Annotated in this window: 13 protein-coding genes and 2 pseudogenes; 14 read left to right on the top strand and 1 reads right to left on the bottom strand. The window is 71.1% G+C overall.

Features of this window, described 5'->3' with window-relative positions; all coding sequences use genetic code 11:
• A pseudogene (locus CM1CMNOD_RS18770) lies at positions 1-690 on the top strand (adenosine deaminase); the annotation flags it as partial.
• Positions 691-995: 305 nt separating this feature from the next.
• Complete coding sequence (locus CM1CMNOD_RS18765; RefSeq protein ID WP_013875160.1) at positions 996-1,733, top strand: demethylmenaquinone methyltransferase; 738 nt, start codon at positions 996-998, stop codon at positions 1,731-1,733.
• Between the two features lie 137 nt (positions 1,734-1,870).
• Here CM1CMNOD_RS18765 and CM1CMNOD_RS18760 read toward each other — a convergent pair.
• Positions 1,871-2,528, bottom strand: a pseudogene (locus tag CM1CMNOD_RS18760) (dienelactone hydrolase family protein).
• 728 nt (positions 2,529-3,256) lie between these two features.
• Between CM1CMNOD_RS18760 and CM1CMNOD_RS18755 the strand changes: the two are divergent.
• The 12 genes from CM1CMNOD_RS18755 to nuoK all read left to right on the top strand — a co-directional run bounded on the left by CM1CMNOD_RS18755 (position 3,257) and on the right by nuoK (position 16,362).
• Entirely contained in the window at positions 3,257-4,675 is a 1,419-nt protein-coding gene (locus tag CM1CMNOD_RS18755) for a geranylgeranyl reductase family protein (protein WP_013875159.1), read from the top strand.
• A 459-nt stretch (positions 4,676-5,134) separates the two neighbouring features.
• Positions 5,135-5,494 (top strand): NADH-quinone oxidoreductase subunit A, encoded by a 360-nt coding sequence (locus CM1CMNOD_RS18750; protein WP_043607163.1) that lies wholly within the window; start codon positions 5,135-5,137, stop codon positions 5,492-5,494.
• Positions 5,485-6,288, top strand: coding sequence for a NuoB/complex I 20 kDa subunit family protein (locus CM1CMNOD_RS24200; RefSeq protein ID WP_013875157.1), 804 nt, complete (start codon positions 5,485-5,487; stop codon positions 6,286-6,288). Before CM1CMNOD_RS18750 ends, CM1CMNOD_RS24200 begins: the two co-directional genes overlap by 10 nt.
• Positions 6,285-6,974, top strand: a complete 690-nt coding sequence (locus CM1CMNOD_RS18740; protein ID WP_013875156.1) for an NADH-quinone oxidoreductase subunit C — start codon at positions 6,285-6,287, stop codon at positions 6,972-6,974. The genes CM1CMNOD_RS24200 and CM1CMNOD_RS18740 overlap by 4 nt, the downstream gene beginning before the upstream one ends.
• 139 nt (positions 6,975-7,113) lie before the next feature.
• Positions 7,114-8,613 carry an NADH-quinone oxidoreductase subunit D gene (locus CM1CMNOD_RS18735; protein WP_013875155.1) on the top strand — a complete coding sequence of 500 codons (1,500 nt, stop codon included), beginning with the start codon at positions 7,114-7,116 and terminating at the stop codon, positions 8,611-8,613.
• The gene (nuoE, locus tag CM1CMNOD_RS18730; protein ID WP_013875154.1) at positions 8,613-9,425 is read left to right on the top strand and encodes an NADH-quinone oxidoreductase subunit NuoE; all 813 of its coding nucleotides are present in this window, start codon (positions 8,613-8,615) and stop codon (positions 9,423-9,425) included. Before CM1CMNOD_RS18735 ends, nuoE begins: the two co-directional genes overlap by 1 nt.
• Before the next feature lie 2 nt (positions 9,426-9,427).
• Entirely contained in the window at positions 9,428-10,756 is a 1,329-nt protein-coding gene (gene nuoF, locus CM1CMNOD_RS18725; RefSeq protein ID WP_013875153.1) for an NADH-quinone oxidoreductase subunit NuoF, read from the top strand.
• A gap of 5 nt (positions 10,757-10,761) precedes the next feature.
• Positions 10,762-13,278, top strand: a complete 2,517-nt coding sequence (locus CM1CMNOD_RS18720) for an NADH-quinone oxidoreductase subunit G (RefSeq protein WP_013875152.1) — start codon at positions 10,762-10,764, stop codon at positions 13,276-13,278.
• Positions 13,275-14,630, top strand: coding sequence for an NADH-quinone oxidoreductase subunit NuoH (gene nuoH, locus CM1CMNOD_RS18715; RefSeq protein WP_013875151.1), 1,356 nt, complete (start codon positions 13,275-13,277; stop codon positions 14,628-14,630). The genes CM1CMNOD_RS18720 and nuoH overlap by 4 nt, the downstream gene beginning before the upstream one ends.
• 3 nt (positions 14,631-14,633) lie before the next feature.
• Positions 14,634-15,236, top strand: a complete 603-nt coding sequence (nuoI, locus tag CM1CMNOD_RS18710) for an NADH-quinone oxidoreductase subunit NuoI (RefSeq protein WP_013875150.1) — start codon at positions 14,634-14,636, stop codon at positions 15,234-15,236.
• The gene (locus CM1CMNOD_RS18705) at positions 15,233-16,066 is read left to right on the top strand and encodes an NADH-quinone oxidoreductase subunit J (RefSeq protein WP_013875149.1); all 834 of its coding nucleotides are present in this window, start codon (positions 15,233-15,235) and stop codon (positions 16,064-16,066) included. Before nuoI ends, CM1CMNOD_RS18705 begins: the two co-directional genes overlap by 4 nt.
• Entirely contained in the window at positions 16,063-16,362 is a 300-nt protein-coding gene (gene nuoK, locus CM1CMNOD_RS18700) for an NADH-quinone oxidoreductase subunit NuoK (RefSeq protein ID WP_013875148.1), read from the top strand. Before CM1CMNOD_RS18705 ends, nuoK begins: the two co-directional genes overlap by 4 nt.
• Positions 16,363-16,600 lie beyond the last annotated feature (238 nt).

The following is a 16,600-nucleotide window of genomic DNA, read 5'->3' as shown; positions in this document are numbered from 1 at the left end:
GGGGGGGGGCTGGGCGGGCCGGAGGCCGGCCATCCGCCCGAACCGTACGCGCGGGCGTTCGCCATCGCCGCCGACGGCGGGCTGGCCGCCGTCCCGCACGCGGGGGAGAGCAGCGGGCCGGCCTCGATCCGCGGCGCGTTGGACGCCCTGGGCGCGCGCCGCATCCGGCACGGCATCCGCGCCCTGGACGATCCCGGTCTCGTGGCCGAGCTCGTCGATCGGGACATCGTCCTGGACGTCTGCCCGGTGTCCAACCTGCGGACACGTTCGGTGGCGGATCTTGCCGGGCATCCCCTGCCCGCGCTGGTCGACGCGGGGGTGCGCTGCTCGCTGGCCACCGACGACCCGGCCATGTTCGACACCGATCTCGGCCGTGAGCACGCTGTGGCCGCGGCACTGGGCGTGTCCGCCCGTGATCTGTACGAGGCCGGTGTCGCCGGTGCGCTGTGTGACGCCGCGACGCGACAGCGGCTGGCGGCGATCGGCGCCGGCGCCGACTGGGACGCCGTGGCCGCGGCGCTGGCCACGGCCGTCCGTACGGATCCGCTGGCCGCCGGCATTGCCGCGGCCGCCTCCTCGCCGCCCGTCACCGCGGCTGGGAGACCAGCGGTCGTGCCCACGGCTGGGCCGGGGGCCGACGCCGGGGTCGGATTCACCGACGGTGCCGGAACCGCGGCGGTGCCGCGGTGAGTGCCATCCCGGCGGGCCCAGCGGATCCGGAAATCCCGGCAGGCCTGAAAAATCCAGAGAACCGAAAAATCCTGGAAGATCCGGGAAGCCCGGGAAGCCGAGCGGAAGCGGCAGGCCCGGAGCGCGGGAAAGGCCTGGAAAATATGACAGGACCGGCAGGCCGGCAACGTCCGCAGGGCCCGCGGAGAGCGCGCAGCCCGCGCGGTCCGGAGGACCTGGGAAGTTCGCGAAGCCCGCGAGTCCCGGAAAGAATTACGGGGAGCCTGGGAAGAAGCATGCGAAGTACGAGGAGCCCGGCGGGCCCCGTGGGTGAGGCTCCGGCGCGGGTGGCCGGGCCGGAGAAGCGGCCGGACGAGGTCGCGGCCATGTTCGACGGTGTTGCCCGGCGCTACGACCTGACCAACGCGGTGCTCTCGGCCGGTCTGGACCGCACCTGGCGCGGCGCCACCGCGGACGCCCTGGACCTGCGCCCGGGGCTGCGGGTACTGGATCTGGCAGCCGGTACCGGCACCTCGTCGCGGGCGTTCGCCGCCCGTGGCGCCTCGGTCGTGGCCTGCGACTTCTCGCTGGGCATGCTCAGGGTCGGGCAGCACCGCCTGCGTCAGCGCCCGGCCGCCCCCGGCGGTGGCGCGGTGGCGCTGGTCGCCGGGGACGGGCTCGCGCTGCCGTTCGCGGCGGCGTCCTTCGACCGGGTGACGGTCTCGTTCGGCCTGCGCAACGTGGTCGACGTCGAGGTGTGCCTGGCGGAACTGGCACGGGTGACCCGTCCGGGCGGGCGTCTGGTGATCTGCGAGTTCAGCCGCCCGACCTGGGCGCCGTGGCGCACGGTCTACACGGAGTACCTGATGCGGGCGTTGCCCGGCCTCGCCCGGCTCGTCAGCAGCAGCCCGGACGCGTACGTCTACCTGGCCGAGTCGATCCGGGCCTGGCCGGACCAGTCGGCCCTTGCCGACCGCATCGCCGGCGCGGGCTGGACCAGGGTGGGCTGGCGCAACCTCACCGGCGGCATCGTGGCCCTGCACCGCGCCTGGCGTCCGGCCTGACGGCTTGCCTGGCCTGGCCGACAGCGGCCGGCAGTGGCCGGCGGCCGGCCGGTGGTGGCCCGGATGACCGGGGCCGAGAGACCAGGCGGGACGGCCGGACCGGTTGATCGGATGGGCGGACGGGCGGGTCCGGATGGTCAGGTTGGGATGTGGGCGTCCAGCCAGGTCAGGGTGCGGGCCCAGGCGTCCTCGGCCGCGGCGGCGTTGTACACGGCGGGCCGGGCGTCGCAGTGGAACCCGTGCTCGGCATCCGGATAGCGGACGACCTGCGTGGGCATGGCCGCCTCCCGCGCCGCCGACCGGAGGGCCTCGACCTGCTCCACCGGGATGCCCTGGTCACGGTCGCCGAACAGGCCCAGCCACGGGGCCTGCAGGCGGGGCGCGATCTCGATCAGAGGTGCCTCGCCGAACCTGCCCTCGGCGAGCCCGCCGCCGTAGAAGCTCACGGCGGCCCCGAGCGGGCGGTGGACGGCCGCGATGGTGGCGACTGACCCGCCCATGCAGAAGCCGACCACCGCGATGCGGTCGACGGCGGTCCCCTCGTCGGCGAGCAGGGCCATGCTCGCGTCGACGTCCTCCAGGATGTCGAGGCTGTTGAGCGTCTGCATGGCCTGCCGGACCGCGGTGAAGTCCCCGCCGTAGGGGAAGACCGGCGAGCCCACCCGGTGGAAGAGGGCCGGCGGTGGCGAACCGGTCGCACACGTCCACGATGTGGTCGGTGAGCCCGAACGCCTCCTGGACGACGACGACCCCGCCTCGAGGCCTGTCGGCCGGGTGGGCGACGGCGGCCTGCATGGGCCCGTCCGCGGTGGACAGCGTCACGGTCTCGCGGCTCATCTGTGTTCTGCTCCTGTCCGGCGCATCCGGTGTGGATGCGGCTCTACGAGAGGATCGCATCAGAGACGGCGCGACCCATGCTCCGCAGCATCTCAGCGTGCGGGATCAATCACTGTCGTTCCAGTACGCCCATGGTCGTTCGGTGCATCGTCCACCATTCAGCGGGTGATCTGGGCAGACCGGCCGGCCGGGCCGCCTGCCGTCCGGGCCGGCCGCGGGCGTGCGGGTGCGGGGTGCGGTGGCCTGCCGGCTCCGTAAGTCCGGTGGGCGCGGCGCGGGCGGTGGAGCCGGCGGGGGTGGGAGCGCACGACCGGGTGCCGGCCGGTCGTGCCTGTCGACCCATGGGCTGTCGGCCGTGCCTGTCGGCCATGGCTTTGCCGGCCGTGTCGATTGTCGGCCGTGATTGTCGCGCGGACCCGAATATACGGTATGTCCGATAAAAGTTGGGTTTCTCATGACTACCGTCAGTGAAGATTGACTTCTGTTGTCCGCTGTTTGTTCACTGTTTGGCTGATGGCGCCCGTGTGCGCCGGCCGGACGGCGCGGCGCGGGGGTCGGCGCGATCCTGGCGCCTGTGCCGACGACGGGCGCAGGGCCTAGACTCGCCGTTGCGCTCGTGAAAACCTTCACGAGCGGCGGCAGTACAGCAAATGGGAATACAACCGGCGATCCGGAGATGTGTGATCATGACAGCGGTCCAGGCCGAGCATGCCGATGTCATAGTCGTTGGTGCCGGCCCCGGCGGCTCGGCGGCCGCCTGCCACCTGGCCCGGACCGGGCTCGCTGTCGTCCTGCTGGAAAAGACCCGCTTCCCTCGGGAGAAGGTCTGCGGTGACGGGCTGACCCCCCGTGCCGTGCGCAGCCTGATCGAGATGGGCATCGACACCGGCACCGATGCCGACATGGGCAGCGGCCCTGGCACCAGCGTCGGCACTGGCACTGGCACTGGCACGGCCGCGGCCACCGGCGCGCCCGCGGACGCCGGTGCCACCGCTGGCCCGGCGGCCAGCGCGACCGGCACGGTTCAGGCCGGTTCCGGATGGGCCCGCAACCGAGGCCTGCGTGTCATCGGCGGTGGGCTGCGGCTCGAGCTGCCCTGGCCGGAGCTGGCGAACTGGCCGGACTACGGCCTGGTCCGGCCCCGTCTCGACTTCGACGAGCTGCTCGTCCGGCACGCCGAGAAGGCCGGCGCCCAGCTGCGGGAGGAGACCACCGTCACCGGCCCGATCCGCGACGAGCGCACCGGACGGGTCGTCGGAGTGCAGGCCAGGGCGTCCCGCGGTGGGCAGCCGCTGGCCTTCCGCGCCCCACTGGTGATCGCCGCGGACGGGAACAGCGCGCGGATGGCGCTGTCGCTGGACATCCGCCGCCGGGAGGACCGTCCGCTGGGGGTGGCGGTGCGCCAGTACTACCGCAGCCCCCGCACGCATGACGACTACCTGGAGTCCCATCTGGAGCTGTGGGAGGGAAAGCCCGGCGCGTCCCGGCTGCTGCCCGGCTACGGGTGGATCTTCGGGGTGGGCGACGGGACGAGCAATGTCGGGCTCGGCATGCTCAACACCACCAGCGCCTTCCAGCACACCGACTACCGGGACCTGCTGCGGCGGTGGCTCAACGCGCTGCCGCCGGAGTGGGGCTACACCGAGGAGAACGCGGTCGGGCCGGTCCGCGGCGGCGCCCTGCCGATGGCCTTCAACCGCGCGCCGCACTATCGCGACGGCCTGCTGCTGGTCGGGGACGCCGGTGGGACGGTCAACCCGTTCAACGGCGAGGGGATCGCCTACGCGATGGAGTCCGGACGGCTCGCGGCCGAAGTGGCCGTCCAGGCGCTGGCCCGCTCCCAGGGGCCGGCCCGGGAGCGGGCGCTGCAGGCCTACCCGGACGTTCTCCGGCAACGCTACGGCGGCTACTACACACTCGGGCGGGTGTTCGTCGAACTGATCGGGAACCCGTCCGTGATGCGGATACTGACCCGTTACGGGCTGCCGCGACCGACGCTCATGCGCTTCACCCTGAAGCTGCTGGCGAATCTCACCGACCCGCGAGGGGGTGATGCGCTGGACCGCCTGATCAACGCTATGTCCCGGCTCGCGCCCGCGACCTGAGCAGCCCGAGCGGCCCGAGCGGATGGTGGCGGCACTGGCGAAACACGGGGTCACGGTTTTCCGGCACACGGCTTCCGCCCAGTGAACAGACCAGTGGCCGCATCGACAGCATCGGTTTGTGGCCAGACATGCGGCGGGCGTGCATTGATGCTCACTCGTTCCGGGGGCCAACGGCAGCCCGATCATGCTTTTTCCGCCCGCCGGATCGCCGCTGGGAAACCGGTCCGCGCGTCTGGGGCGGGCGTCGCGTAGGCTCCCTGGCGGCGCCCGGCGACCGGAGTCGGGACAACCGGTGACCGTGATCGGTGTCGGCGCCGTGAGCCGGCCGTCCTTGCCGCGCCAGCCGCGTCCCGGCGGCCAGCGGTGAGCTCACGGCCGCGAACCGGAACAGCGAACCGAAAACCGCGAACCGAAAACTGCCACGTCCCGCATCGGACCTGTAGAGAGGAGCTCGGCATGCTGTCGAACTACGTGCCGATCCTCGTGCTTTTAGTGATCGCGTCGGCGTTCGCGATCGGATCTGTGATCACGGGCGCGCTGGTCGGCCCGAAGAGGTACAACCGTGCCAAGCTCGACGCGTACGAGTGCGGAATCGAACCGCCGCGCGAGCCGGTTGGCCCACATCGTTTTCCGGTGAAGTTCTACCTGACGGCGATGCTGTTCATCGTCTTCGACATCGAGATCATCTTCCTCTATCCGTGGGCGGTCGCGTTCGGCGCTCTGGGGACCTTCGGGCTCGTCGAGATGGTGCTGTTCATCGCGACCGTTTTCGTCGCCTACGCCTACGTGTGGCGGCGGGGAGGCCTGGAATGGGACTAGAAGAGAAGCTGCCCGGTGGCCTGCTGCTCACCACCGTCGAGAAGATGGCCAACTGGTCGCGGCGGTCCTCCCTGTGGCCGGCGACGTTCGGCCTGGCCTGCTGCGCGATCGAGATGATGTCGACCGGCGCCGGCCGCTACGACCTCGCCCGGTTCGGGATGGAGGTGTTCCGGGCCAGCCCCCGGCAGGCCGACCTCATGATCGTCGCGGGTCGGGTGAGCCAGAAGATGGCCCCGGTGCTGCGCCAGATCTACGACCAGATGCCCGAGCCCAAGTGGGTGCTGTCCATGGGCGTCTGCGCGAGCAGCGGTGGGATGTTCAACAACTACGCCATCGTGCAGGGCGTCGACCACATCGTCCCGGTGGACATGTACCTGCCGGGCTGCCCGCCGCGGCCGGAGATGCTCATGGACGCGATCCTGAAGCTGCACGAGAAGATCCTGGCCGGCACGATCACCGGCAAGGTCGCCTACACGAAGGTCGGCGAGTCGCCCTACCCGAAGCCGATCGAGGTGGCCACGGCGCGCGCGGGCCTGCCGGCCGGTGCCGTCGACACCAGCACGCTGTCGGTCAACGACCGCAGGCGGTTCCGCCTGCCGGCGGGTGCTCCGGCGCCGGCCGGGATCGGCGCGGTCGAGCCGGCCCTCGACGACCGGCGACCGGCCGCCATCCCCCCGGAGTCGGTCTTCGGCCGGACCAAGCGCCTGTCGCCGGCCGCCGGGCCGGCCGGATCGGCCGGATCAGCCGGCCGGCGTGCCGGGAGCGAGGATTCCACTGGTGAGGCGGCGTCATGAGCGAGCTCGTACCGGCGGCCGGCGCGGCGTCGGGCAAGGGCGGGCCGCGTCGGCAGGACGCCTTCGGAGCTTCCGGCTCCGGTGACACCTCCGGTTTCGGCGGTCTGGTTCGCAACCCGCCGGTGCTCGCCTCGAGCTCCCGGCCGTTCGGCGACGCTGACGCCGACACCGTCTACGACGCCCTCGAGCGTGCCTTTCCGCAGCTCACCGACGCGCTCGAACGGGTGGTCGTCGACCGCGGGGAGCTGACCCTGCACGTCCGGCGCGATCATCTGCTCGCGGTCGCCCAGACCCTGCGGGACGACCTTCAGCTGCGCTTCGAGCTGCTCTCCGGGGTCTCCGGCGCGGACTATCCCGACGATCCGACCGGACGCCGACTGCACGCCGTCTACCACCTGACGTCGATGACCTGGCGCCGCCGCGTTCGGCTGGAGGTCTCGGTGGCCGACGACGACCCGACCGTCCCCAGCGTCATGGCTGTCTGGCCGACCGCGGACTGGCACGAGCGGGAGACCTACGACCTGTTCGGCATCGTCTTCTCCGGCCGGGACGGCCTGGAAAGGATCATGATGCCAGACGACTGGATCGGCCACCCGCAGCGCAAGGACTACCCGCTCGGCGGCGTACCGGTCGACTACAAGGGCGCTCAGGTACCGGCACCGGACAGCCGCCGGAGCTATTCATGACCAGCCTGCTCGGTGCAGCCGATCTGTTCGGTACGGCCGGTATGGCCGGTACGAGTGCGCTGTCCGGCACGAGCGCCGTGGCCGGTGGCTCGCGGCGGCGTCGTTCCACCCCGTGTCGTCTTTGTCTACGAGGTTCGTTATGACCCACACGTTCGACACGTCAGCCGCGTTCACCTCCGCGGCCGGCTCCACCACATCCGCCGGACCGCCCGTCGACGGCGCTCCCGGATACGACAGCACTTCCGGGCACGACAGCGCCTCTGGGCGCGGGGACGCTCCTGGACAGAACAACGCTCCTGGGTACGACGACGCTCCCGGATACGGCGACGCCTACGAGGCCGGCTTCACCGAGTCGGCGGGGGAGCGGGTCTACACCGTCACCGGCGGTGACTGGGAGCAGGTGATCGGCGGCGAGGACTACTCCGAGCGCCTCACCGTCAACATGGGTCCCCAGCACCCGTCCACGCACGGGGTGCTGCGGCTCGTCCTGGAGATCGAGGGCGAGACGGTCACCCGGACCCAGGTCGTCATCGGCTACCTGCACACCGGGATCGAGAAGAGCTGCGAGTTCCGCACCTGGACGCAGGCGGTCACCTTCCTCACCCGCGCCGACTATCTCGCGCCGCTGTTCAACGAGACGGCCTACTGCCTGGCGCTGGAGAAGCTGCTCGGCATCACCGACGAGGTCCCCGAGCGGGCCACGGTCATCCGGGTGCTGGTGATGGAGCTGCAGCGGATCGCCTCGCACCTGGTGTGGCTGGCCACCGGCGCCATGGAGATCGGGGCCACCACTGGGATGATCTTCGGTTTCCGGGAGCGGGAGAAGATTCTCGACCTCCTGGAGAAGATCACCGGGCTGCGGATGAACCACGCCTACGTCCGTCCCGGCGGGCTGGCCCAGGACCTTCCGAACGACGTCATACGCGATATTCAGGCGTTTCTCGTCGACATGCCCAAGCGGATCAAGGAGTATCACGCCCTGCTGTCGGGGCAGCCGATCTGGAAGGGCCGCATGGTCGACGTCAACTACATCGACGCGGCCAGCTGCATCGCGCTCGGCGTGACCGGCCCGGTGCTGCGTGCCGCCGGGTTGGAGTGGGACCTGCGCAAGACCGTCCCGTACTGCGGCTACGAGACCTACGAGTTCGACGTCCCCACCTCGCTGGACGGCGACTCCTACGCCCGCTACCTGGTACGACTGGCGGAGATGGGCGAGTCGTTGAAGATCGTCGAACAGTGCCTGGACCGGCTGAAGCCCGGCCCGGTGATGGTCGCGGACAAGAAGATCGCCTGGCCGGCCCAGCTGTCGATCGGCGCCGACGGGATGGGCAACTCCCTCGATCACATCCGCACGATCATGGGTACCTCGATGGAGGCCCTGATCCACCACTTCAAGCTGGTCACCGAGGGTTTCCGGGTGCCGGCCGGGCAGGTGTACACGGCCGTGGAGTCGCCTCGCGGCGAACTGGGCTACCACGTGGTCAGCGACGGCGGCACCAGGCCGTACCGCGTCCACGTCCGGGAACCAAGCTTCGTCAACCTGCAGGCGGTCCCGGCGATGACCGAAGGCGGACAGGTCGCGGACGTGATCGTCGGCGTGGCCTCCGTCGACCCAGTCCTGGGGGGAGTTGACCGGTAGTGCCGCTCACCGAAGAAACCCGCGCCGCGGCAGCGGACATCATCGCGCGGTACCCGTCCGGGCACTCCCGGTCGGCGCTGCTGCCCCTGCTGCACCTCGTGCAGGCCGAGGACGGCTGTGTCACCTCCGAGGGGGTGGAGTTCTGCGCCTCTCTGCTCGGCATCACCCAGGCCGAGGTGAGCGCGGTCGCCACCTTCTACACGATGTACAAGCGCCGGCCCGTCGGCGACTGGCTGGTGTCGGTGTGCACCAACCTCTCCTGCGCGCTGCTCGGCGGCGAGGAGGTCTACGCCCGTCTCTCGCAGGAGCTCGGGGTCGGGCACGACCAGACCACCGCGGACGGCACGATCACCCTTGAGCACGCCGAGTGCCTGGCCGCGTGCGACTACGCGCCGGTGCTGACCGTCAACTACGAGTTCTTCGACCAGGTCGACCCGCAGTCCGCGAGCGAGATCGTGGAGGCGCTGCGGCGTGGCGAGCGGCCGGCCCCGACCCGGGGCGCGCCGCTGTGCACGTTCGCCGAGGCGTCCCGGCAGCTCGCCGGCCTCCCCGACCCGCGGCCCGAGGCGGTCGCCGGTCCGGGCGTAGGCGAGCCGTCCGTGGCCGGGCTGTTGGTCACGGGCACCGCCGACGCCACGGCCGCCGGCCCGGCCGGCAGCACCGCTGCCAGGGGCGCTCCGGCCAACGGCACCCCCGCCAAGGCTGCCCCGGCCAAGGCTGCCCCGGTCAGAGCCGCCGCGACCAAGGCCGCTTCGGGTAAGGCCACGCCGGCCGGCGCCGCGCGGACCGACGATTCGACGAAGGGGAGCTGACCATGCCGGTCACCCCGGTCCTCACCGGACGCTGGAACACCCCCGAGTCCTGGACGCTGGCCGTCTACGAGAGCACCGACGGCTACCAGGCGCTGCGGCAGGCCCTGGAGCTCGGCCCGGACGACATCATCAAGATTGTCAAGGACTCCGGGCTGCGCGGCCGCGGCGGCGCGGGCTTCCCCACCGGGATGAAGTGGAGCTTCATCCCGCAGGGCGACGACAGGCCGCACTACCTGGTCATCAACGCGGACGAGGGCGAGCCCGGCACCTGCAAGGACGCGCCGCTGATGACGGCCGACCCACACTCGCTGGTGGAGGGCATCATCATCGCCGCCTATGCGGTGCGGGCCCACCGCGCCTTCATCTACCTGCGCGGGGAGCTGGTGCACTGCGGACGCCGGCTGCGCGCCGCGGTCGCCGAGGCATACCGGGCCGGCTATCTCGGCCGCGACATCCTCGGCAGCGGCTTCGACCTGGACCTGGTCGTCCACTCCGGGGCCGGCGCCTACATCTGCGGCGAGGAGACCGCGCTGCTCGACTCGCTGGAGGGCCGCCGCGGCCAGCCCCGGCTGCGCCCGCCGTTCCCGGCGACCCACGGGCTGTACGCGTCCCCGACCGTGGTCAACAACGTGGAGACCATCGCCACCGTGCCGTTCGTCATCCGGCGCGGGGTGGAGTGGTTCCGCTCGATGGGCCGGGAGCGCTCGCCGGGGCCGAAGATCTACAGCCTGTCCGGGCACGTGACCCGCCCGGGCCAGTACGAGGCGCCGATGGGGACCACCCTCGCCGAGCTGCTGGAACTCGCCGGCGGCATCCGCGGCGGCCGGCGGCTGAAGGCGTGGACACCGGGCGGTTCCTCGACGCCGATGCTCACCGCGGACCATCTCGACGTCCCGCTGGACTTCGAGGGGGTCGTCGAGGCTGGCTCCCTGCTCGGCACCGCCGCCATCATGATCATGGATGAGACCGTGGACATGCTGAAGGTCGTCCGGCGGCTCACCCAGTTCTACGCGCACGAGTCCTGCGGCAAGTGCACGCCGTGCCGCGAGGGCACCACCTGGATGGTCCAGATCCTCTCCCGCCTCGAACGCGGCCAGGGCGACGCCGAGGACGTCGACACCCTCGTGGACGCCTGCGACAACATCTTCGGCCGGGCCTTCTGCGCGCTCGCCGACGGCGCCACCTCGCCGATCGTCTCCGGGATCAAGTTCTTCCGGGACGAGTTCGTCCCGGCCACCCCCACCGGCGCCACCGGGCCCACCGGGCCCACCGGGCCCACCGCCACCGACCGCGTCGCCGGCACACCGGACGCCCTCGCGGGAGCTCACTGATCACTATGACAACCGTGTCGAAGAGTAGCGCCTCGCAGCCCCCGGCCGAGCCCGCGCCGCCGGATCTCGTCACCCTGACCATCGACGGCATCGCGGTCAGCGTCCCGAAGGGGATACTGATCATCCGGGCGGCCGAGCTGCTCGGGATCGAGATCCCGCGGTTCTGCGACCATCCGCTGCTCGACCCCGTCGGCGCCTGCCGGCAGTGCATCGTCGAGGTCGAGGGCCAGCGCAAACCGGTCGCATCCTGCACGACCACGGTCGCGGCCGACATGGTCGTGCGCACCCAGCTCACCTCGCCGGTGGCGAAGAAGGCACAGGCGGGGACGCTGGAGTTCCTGCTGCTCAACCATCCGTTGGACTGCCCGATCTGCGACAAGGGCGGCGAGTGCCCGCTGCAGAACCAGTCGATGGCCAACGGCGGCGCCGTCTCCCGGTTCCGGGAGACCAAGCGGACCTACCCGAAGCCGGTCGCCATCTCCACCGAGATCCTCCTCGACCGGGAGCGTTGCGTGCTGTGCGCGCGCTGCACCCGGTTTTCCGCGCAGATCGCCGGCGACCCGTTCATCGAGCTGTTCGAGCGGGGCGCCAACGAGCAGGTCTCGATCAGCGAGGACGAGCCGTTCCAGTCCTACTTCTCCGGCAACACCGTGCAGATCTGCCCGGTGGGCGCGCTGACCAGCGCGGCGTACCGGTTCCGGGCCCGGCCGTTCGACCTGGTGTCCACCCCGACCACGTGTGAGCACTGCGCGGGCGGCTGCGCGCTGCGCACCGACCACCGCCGCGGCAAGGTCCGGCGCCGGCTCGCCGCCGACGACCCGGCCGTCAACGAGGAGTGGAACTGCGACAAGGGCCGGTTCGCCTTCACCTACGCCAATGGCGCCGACCGACTGCGCACCCCGCTGGTCCGTGACGACACCACCGGGGAGCTGGTCGAGGCGTCGTGGAGCGAGGCGCTGGCCTTCGCCGCCCGCGGGCTGGCCGAGTGCCGGGACCGCCACGGCGTCGGCGTGCTCGCCGGCGGCCGGCTCACCCGCGAGGACGCCTACGCCTACGCCAAGTTCGCCCGCGTCGCCCTGCGTACCAACGACGTGGACTTCCGGGCCCGGCCGCACTCGGCCGAGGAGGAGACGTTCCTCGCCCACGCGGTCGCCGGCACCGGCATCGGGGTCACCCACGCCGATCTGGAGGCCGCGCCCGGCGTCCTGCTGGTCGCGCTCGAGCCCGAGGAGGAGGCGCCGACGATCTTCCTGCGGCTGCGCAAGGCCGCGCGGAAGCAGAGCACGGCGATCTTCTCGCTCGCCCCGCTGGCCACCCGTGGGCTGACGAAGATCTCCGGGACGCTGTTGCCGGTCGTCCCCGGCGCCGAAGCCGCCGCCCTGGCCGCCCTGGCCGCCCTGGTGGCCGGGGACGGGGCTCAGTCGCCGGTCGTCACCGCGCTGCGCGCTCCCGGGGCCGTGATCCTGGTGGGGGAGCGCGCCGCGCAGGCCCCCGGGACGCTGACCGCGGCGCTGCGGCTGGCCGAGGCGACCGGCGCGCGGCTGGCCTGGGTGCCACGCCGGGCCGGGGAACGCGGCGCGCTCGCCGTCGGCGTCCTGCCGTCGCTGCTGCCGGGTGGGCGCCCGGTGGCGGATCCGGTGGCCCGTGCTGAGGCCGAGGAGATCTGGGGTGCCGTCGTCCCGGCCGAGCCGGGCCGGGACACCGCGGCCATCCTCGCCGCCGCTGCCGCCGGTGAGCTCGACGGGCTCGTCATCGCCGGGGTGGACGTCCACGACCTGCCCGATCCGGCCGCCGCCCTGGACGTGATTGCCTCCGTGCCGTTCTGCGTGTCCCTGGAGGTGCGCACCTCCGCGGTGACCGAGGTCGCCGACGTGGTCCTGCCGGTCGCGCCGGTGGCGGAGAAGGCAGGCTCGTTCGTGAACTGGGAGGGGCGCCTGCGCGCGTTCCAGCGGGCCCTGGAGACCACCGGGCTGCCGGACCTGCGGGTGCTGCACATCCTGGCCGCCCGGATGGGGATCGCCCTCGGCGTCGACGACCCCGGGGCGGCCGCGCGCGAGCTGTCGAGGTTCGGCCGTGCCGGCGCCGAGATCAACCGTGTTCCGGCACCGGCGGTCGAGCCGCCCGCGCTGCCCGAGCCGGCACCGGGCCAGGCGGTGCTCGCCAGCTGGCACCAGCTGATCGACGACGGCCGGCTGCTCGACGGCGAGCCCTACCTCGCCGGGACGGCCCGCCCACCGCGGGCCAGGCTGTCCGCGGTGACGGCCGGTGAGATCGGCGCGGTCGACGGTGCGCCCGTCAGCGTCAGCACCGACCGCGGCACCATCACCCTCCCCCTGGAGATCACCTCGATGCCCGACCGGGTGGTGTGGCTGCCGACCTTCTCACCGGGCTCCCACGTCCATACCTTGCTCGCCGGGCGTGCCGGCGAAGTGGTGAACATCAGTGTGGCCGTCGGCACCCCGGACGGCGGCCGTGATCTTGTCGACGCCGTCGCGGGCAGCGGCGCGGAAGGCCGGTCATGAGCTACTCACCCTCGTTCGTGCCGGCGCTGGCGGCCGGTGCCACCGACCCGGACCTGTCCGTCTTCGGTGACGACCCGTTCTGGCTGATCCTGCTCAAGGCCGTGGCGGTCTTCGCCTTCCTGCTGCTGATAACGCTGTTCGCGATCGTGTTCGAGCGCAAGGTCGTGGCCCGGATGCAGCAGCGTGTCGGCCCCAACCGGCACGGTCCCAAGGGCTGGCTGCAGAGCCTCGCCGACGGTGTGAAGCTCATGCTCAAAGAGGACATCATCCCGGTTCTCGCCGACCGGCCGGTCTTCATCCTCGCCCCGATCATCTCGGCGATCCCGGCCTTCCTCGCGTTCGCGGTGATTCCGTTCGGGCCCGAGGTGTCGATCTTCGGTGAGCACACCAACCTGCAGCTCGCGGACCTGCCGGTGGCCGTCCTGTTCGTGCTGGCCGCGTCGTCGCTGGGCGTGTACGGGCTGATTCTCTCGGGCTGGGCGAGCGGGTCGACCTACCCGCTGCTGGGATCACTGCGTTCGGCGGCCCAGATCATCTCCTACGAGGTCGCGATGGGGCTGTCCTTCGTCGCGGTCTTCCTCAACTCCGGGACGCTGTCCACCTCGGGCATCGTGGAGGGCCAGAGCCACTGGTGGAACGTGGTGCTGGTGCCGTCCTTCATCATCTACTGCATCGCGATGGTGGGTGAGACGAACCGGACGCCGTTCGACCTGCCCGAAGCCGAAGGCGAGCTGGTCGGCGGCTTCCACACCGAATACAGCTCGATCAAGTTCGCGTTCTTCTTCCTCGCCGAGTACATCAACACCGTGACCGTGTCCGCGGTGGCGACGACGTTGTTCCTCGGCGGGTGGCAGCCGCCGCCGATCCCGTACCTCTCGCACTTCGACACGGGCTGGTTCCCGGTGCTCTGGTTCGTGCTGAAGCTGCTGGCGTTCCTGTTCCTGTTCATCTGGCTGCGTGGGACGCTGCCCCGGCTGCGCTACGACCAGTTCATGGCGTTCGGCTGGAAGGTCCTGATCCCGGTCGGACTGGTCTGGCTGCTCGCCGTGGCGACCTTCAAGGTCTACCGGGAGAACGTCACCGACCGGACGCCATGGCTGATCGGCTTCGGGATCGCCACCGGCATCCTGCTCATCATCACGATCATCGATCCCGGTGCGCGCAAACACCGGGAACGCCTTGAGGCTGCCGAACAGGAGCGCATCCGTAACGCGCCCAGTCTGGACCGGATCCCGTGGCCGCCGCCCGCCGGTACGGCCAGCGCGGCCGGTCGGCCGCCGTCCGTCACCGGTCCGGACCGATCGTCGTCCGCCACCGTCATCGTCGCGGGTGGACCGCGGCAGGAGAGCTGAGCCATGGGGATCCTCGACCCGTACAAGGGATTCGGCGTCACCTTCTCGACCATGTTCAAGAAGCCGACGACCGAGCAGTATCCGGAGGAGAAGAAGCCGACCGCGCCTCGTTTCCACGGCCGCCACCAGCTCAACCGGCATCCCGACGGGCTGGAGAAGTGCGTCGGCTGCGAGCTGTGCGCGTGGGCCTGCCCAGCCGACGCGATCTACGTGGAGGGCGCGGACAACACCGACGAGGAGCGTTACTCCCCCGGGGAGCGCTACGGGCGCGTCTACCAGATCAACTATCTGCGCTGCATCCTGTGCGGCCTGTGCATCGAGGCGTGCCCGACCCGGGCGCTGACCATGACCAACGACTACGAGCTCGCCGACGACAGCCGGTCGGATCTCATCTTCACCAAGGAACAGCTGCTCGCCCCGCTGGGCGAGGAGATGACGGCGCCGCCGCATCCGATGTACCTCGGTGACAGCGAGACGGACTACTACCGGTTCGACCCGAACCGCAGCGGCCCCTTCGACGCATCCGGCCTTGCCGCCACGGGTGCCGGCAAGGGTGCCGACGCCAACGTGCCCGGTCAAGACAGCGAACCGGAGCCGGTCCGATGAGCGCGCAGATCCTGGCCCAGGCGGCGGGGGAGTTCACCCGGACGTCCACCGGTGAGGCCGCGACGTTCTGGGTGCTCGCGCCGGTCGCGGTGCTCGCGGCGCTGGGCATGGTGCTCGCCCGCAACGCCGTGCACGGGGCCCTGCTGCTGGTGACGAACCTTTTCTGCCTGGCCGTCTTCTACATGCTGCAGGACGCCCCGTTCCTCGGCTTCGTGCAGATCGTCGTGTACACCGGGGCGATCATGGTGCTGTTCCTGTTCGTGCTGATGCTGGTCGGGGTGGACTCCTCCGACTCCCTGGTGGAGACCCTGCGCGGTCAGCGGGTGGCCGCGATCGTCCTGGGAGTCGGGTTTGCCGGGCTGCTGGTGTTCCCGATCGGCGGAGTGATCGACAACGGCACCACCGCGGCCGGGCTCGCGGCCGCCAACGACGGCGGCAACATCCAGGCGATCGCCCGCCTGCTGTTCACCGACTACGTGTTCGCGTTCGAGATCATTTCCGCGCTGCTCATCATCGCCGCGGTCGGCGCCATGATCCTCGGGCACCGGGAACGGGTCGACGGCAAGGTGACGCAGCGGGAGATGCTGCGGCGTCGGTTCGCCGAGGGAGGCCGGGTCACGCCGGTTCCCGGGCCGGCCGTCTATGCCCGGCCCGAGGGCACCCGGCTGCCGGCGGGCCTGCCCGGCGGTGGCACCGATCCCGGCGCGGGCCAGGGCGCCAGGGATGTCGGCGGGGACATCGGGGGCAACGGCGACGGCGGCAACGGCGCCGAGACACACGCCCGCGGGAATCCACGTCCGGTCAGGGCCGGGAAGGGGACGGACCGGTGAACCCCTCGAACTATCTGATCCTCGCCGCACTGCTGTTCACCATCGGCGCGGTCGGCGTCCTGCTGCGCCGTAACGCGATCGTCGTCTTCATGTGCGTCGAGCTGATGCTGAACGCGGCGAACCTGACCCTGGTCACCTTCTCCAGGATCAACGGCACCCTGGACGGCCAGATCATGGCGTTCTTCGTGATGGTGGTGGCCGCGGCCGAGGTGGTCATCGGCCTGGCAATCATCCTCACGATCTTCCGAACCCGCCGGTCCGCCTCGGTGGACGACGTGAACCTGCTCAAGTACTAGCCAGTTCCCCAGGTGTGCCACCGGTGACGACCTCACCAGGCGCCGGTGGGACGTGGTGGCCGGAACCCCGGTCACGGCAGAACGGACGATGAGTGCAGTGACGCATACACCCCACGGCCATACGGACCGTGTCGTCACATGTGGTGTCACATGTGGTGCCGGCGCGTCTGGCGGCAGGGCATCCGATGGCCGTGCATCCGACGGCCACCTGCCAGACGAGCACCTTCCTGGTGGCCAC

This window comes from Protofrankia symbiont of Coriaria myrtifolia, assembly GCF_900634755.1.
GTDB lineage: Bacteria > Actinomycetota > Actinomycetes > Frankiales > Frankiaceae > Protofrankia > Protofrankia coriariae.
The sequence above is the reverse complement of the archived record's forward strand: the minus strand, read 5'-3'. Positions and strand labels throughout refer to the sequence as shown.

Bases quoted from the DNA above. Each gene is read 5' to 3' on its own strand.
- nuoH (WP_013875151.1), top strand. From the start codon at position 13,275: ATGAGCTACTCACCCTCGTTCGTGCCGGCGCTGGCGGCCGGTGCCACC.
- CM1CMNOD_RS24200 (WP_013875157.1), top strand. From the start codon at position 5,485: ATGGGACTAGAAGAGAAGCTGCCCGGTGGCCTGCTGCTCACCACCGTC.
- CM1CMNOD_RS18755 (WP_013875159.1), top strand. From the start codon at position 3,257: ATGACAGCGGTCCAGGCCGAGCATGCCGATGTCATAGTCGTTGGTGCC.
- CM1CMNOD_RS18705 (WP_013875149.1), top strand. From the start codon at position 15,233: ATGAGCGCGCAGATCCTGGCCCAGGCGGCGGGGGAGTTCACCCGGACG.
- CM1CMNOD_RS18735 (WP_013875155.1), top strand. From the start codon at position 7,114: ATGACCCACACGTTCGACACGTCAGCCGCGTTCACCTCCGCGGCCGGC.
- CM1CMNOD_RS18740 (WP_013875156.1), top strand. From the start codon at position 6,285: ATGAGCGAGCTCGTACCGGCGGCCGGCGCGGCGTCGGGCAAGGGCGGG.
- nuoI (WP_013875150.1), top strand. From the start codon at position 14,634: ATGGGGATCCTCGACCCGTACAAGGGATTCGGCGTCACCTTCTCGACC.
- CM1CMNOD_RS18720 (WP_013875152.1), top strand. From the start codon at position 10,762: ATGACAACCGTGTCGAAGAGTAGCGCCTCGCAGCCCCCGGCCGAGCCC.
- nuoF (WP_013875153.1), top strand. From the start codon at position 9,428: ATGCCGGTCACCCCGGTCCTCACCGGACGCTGGAACACCCCCGAGTCC.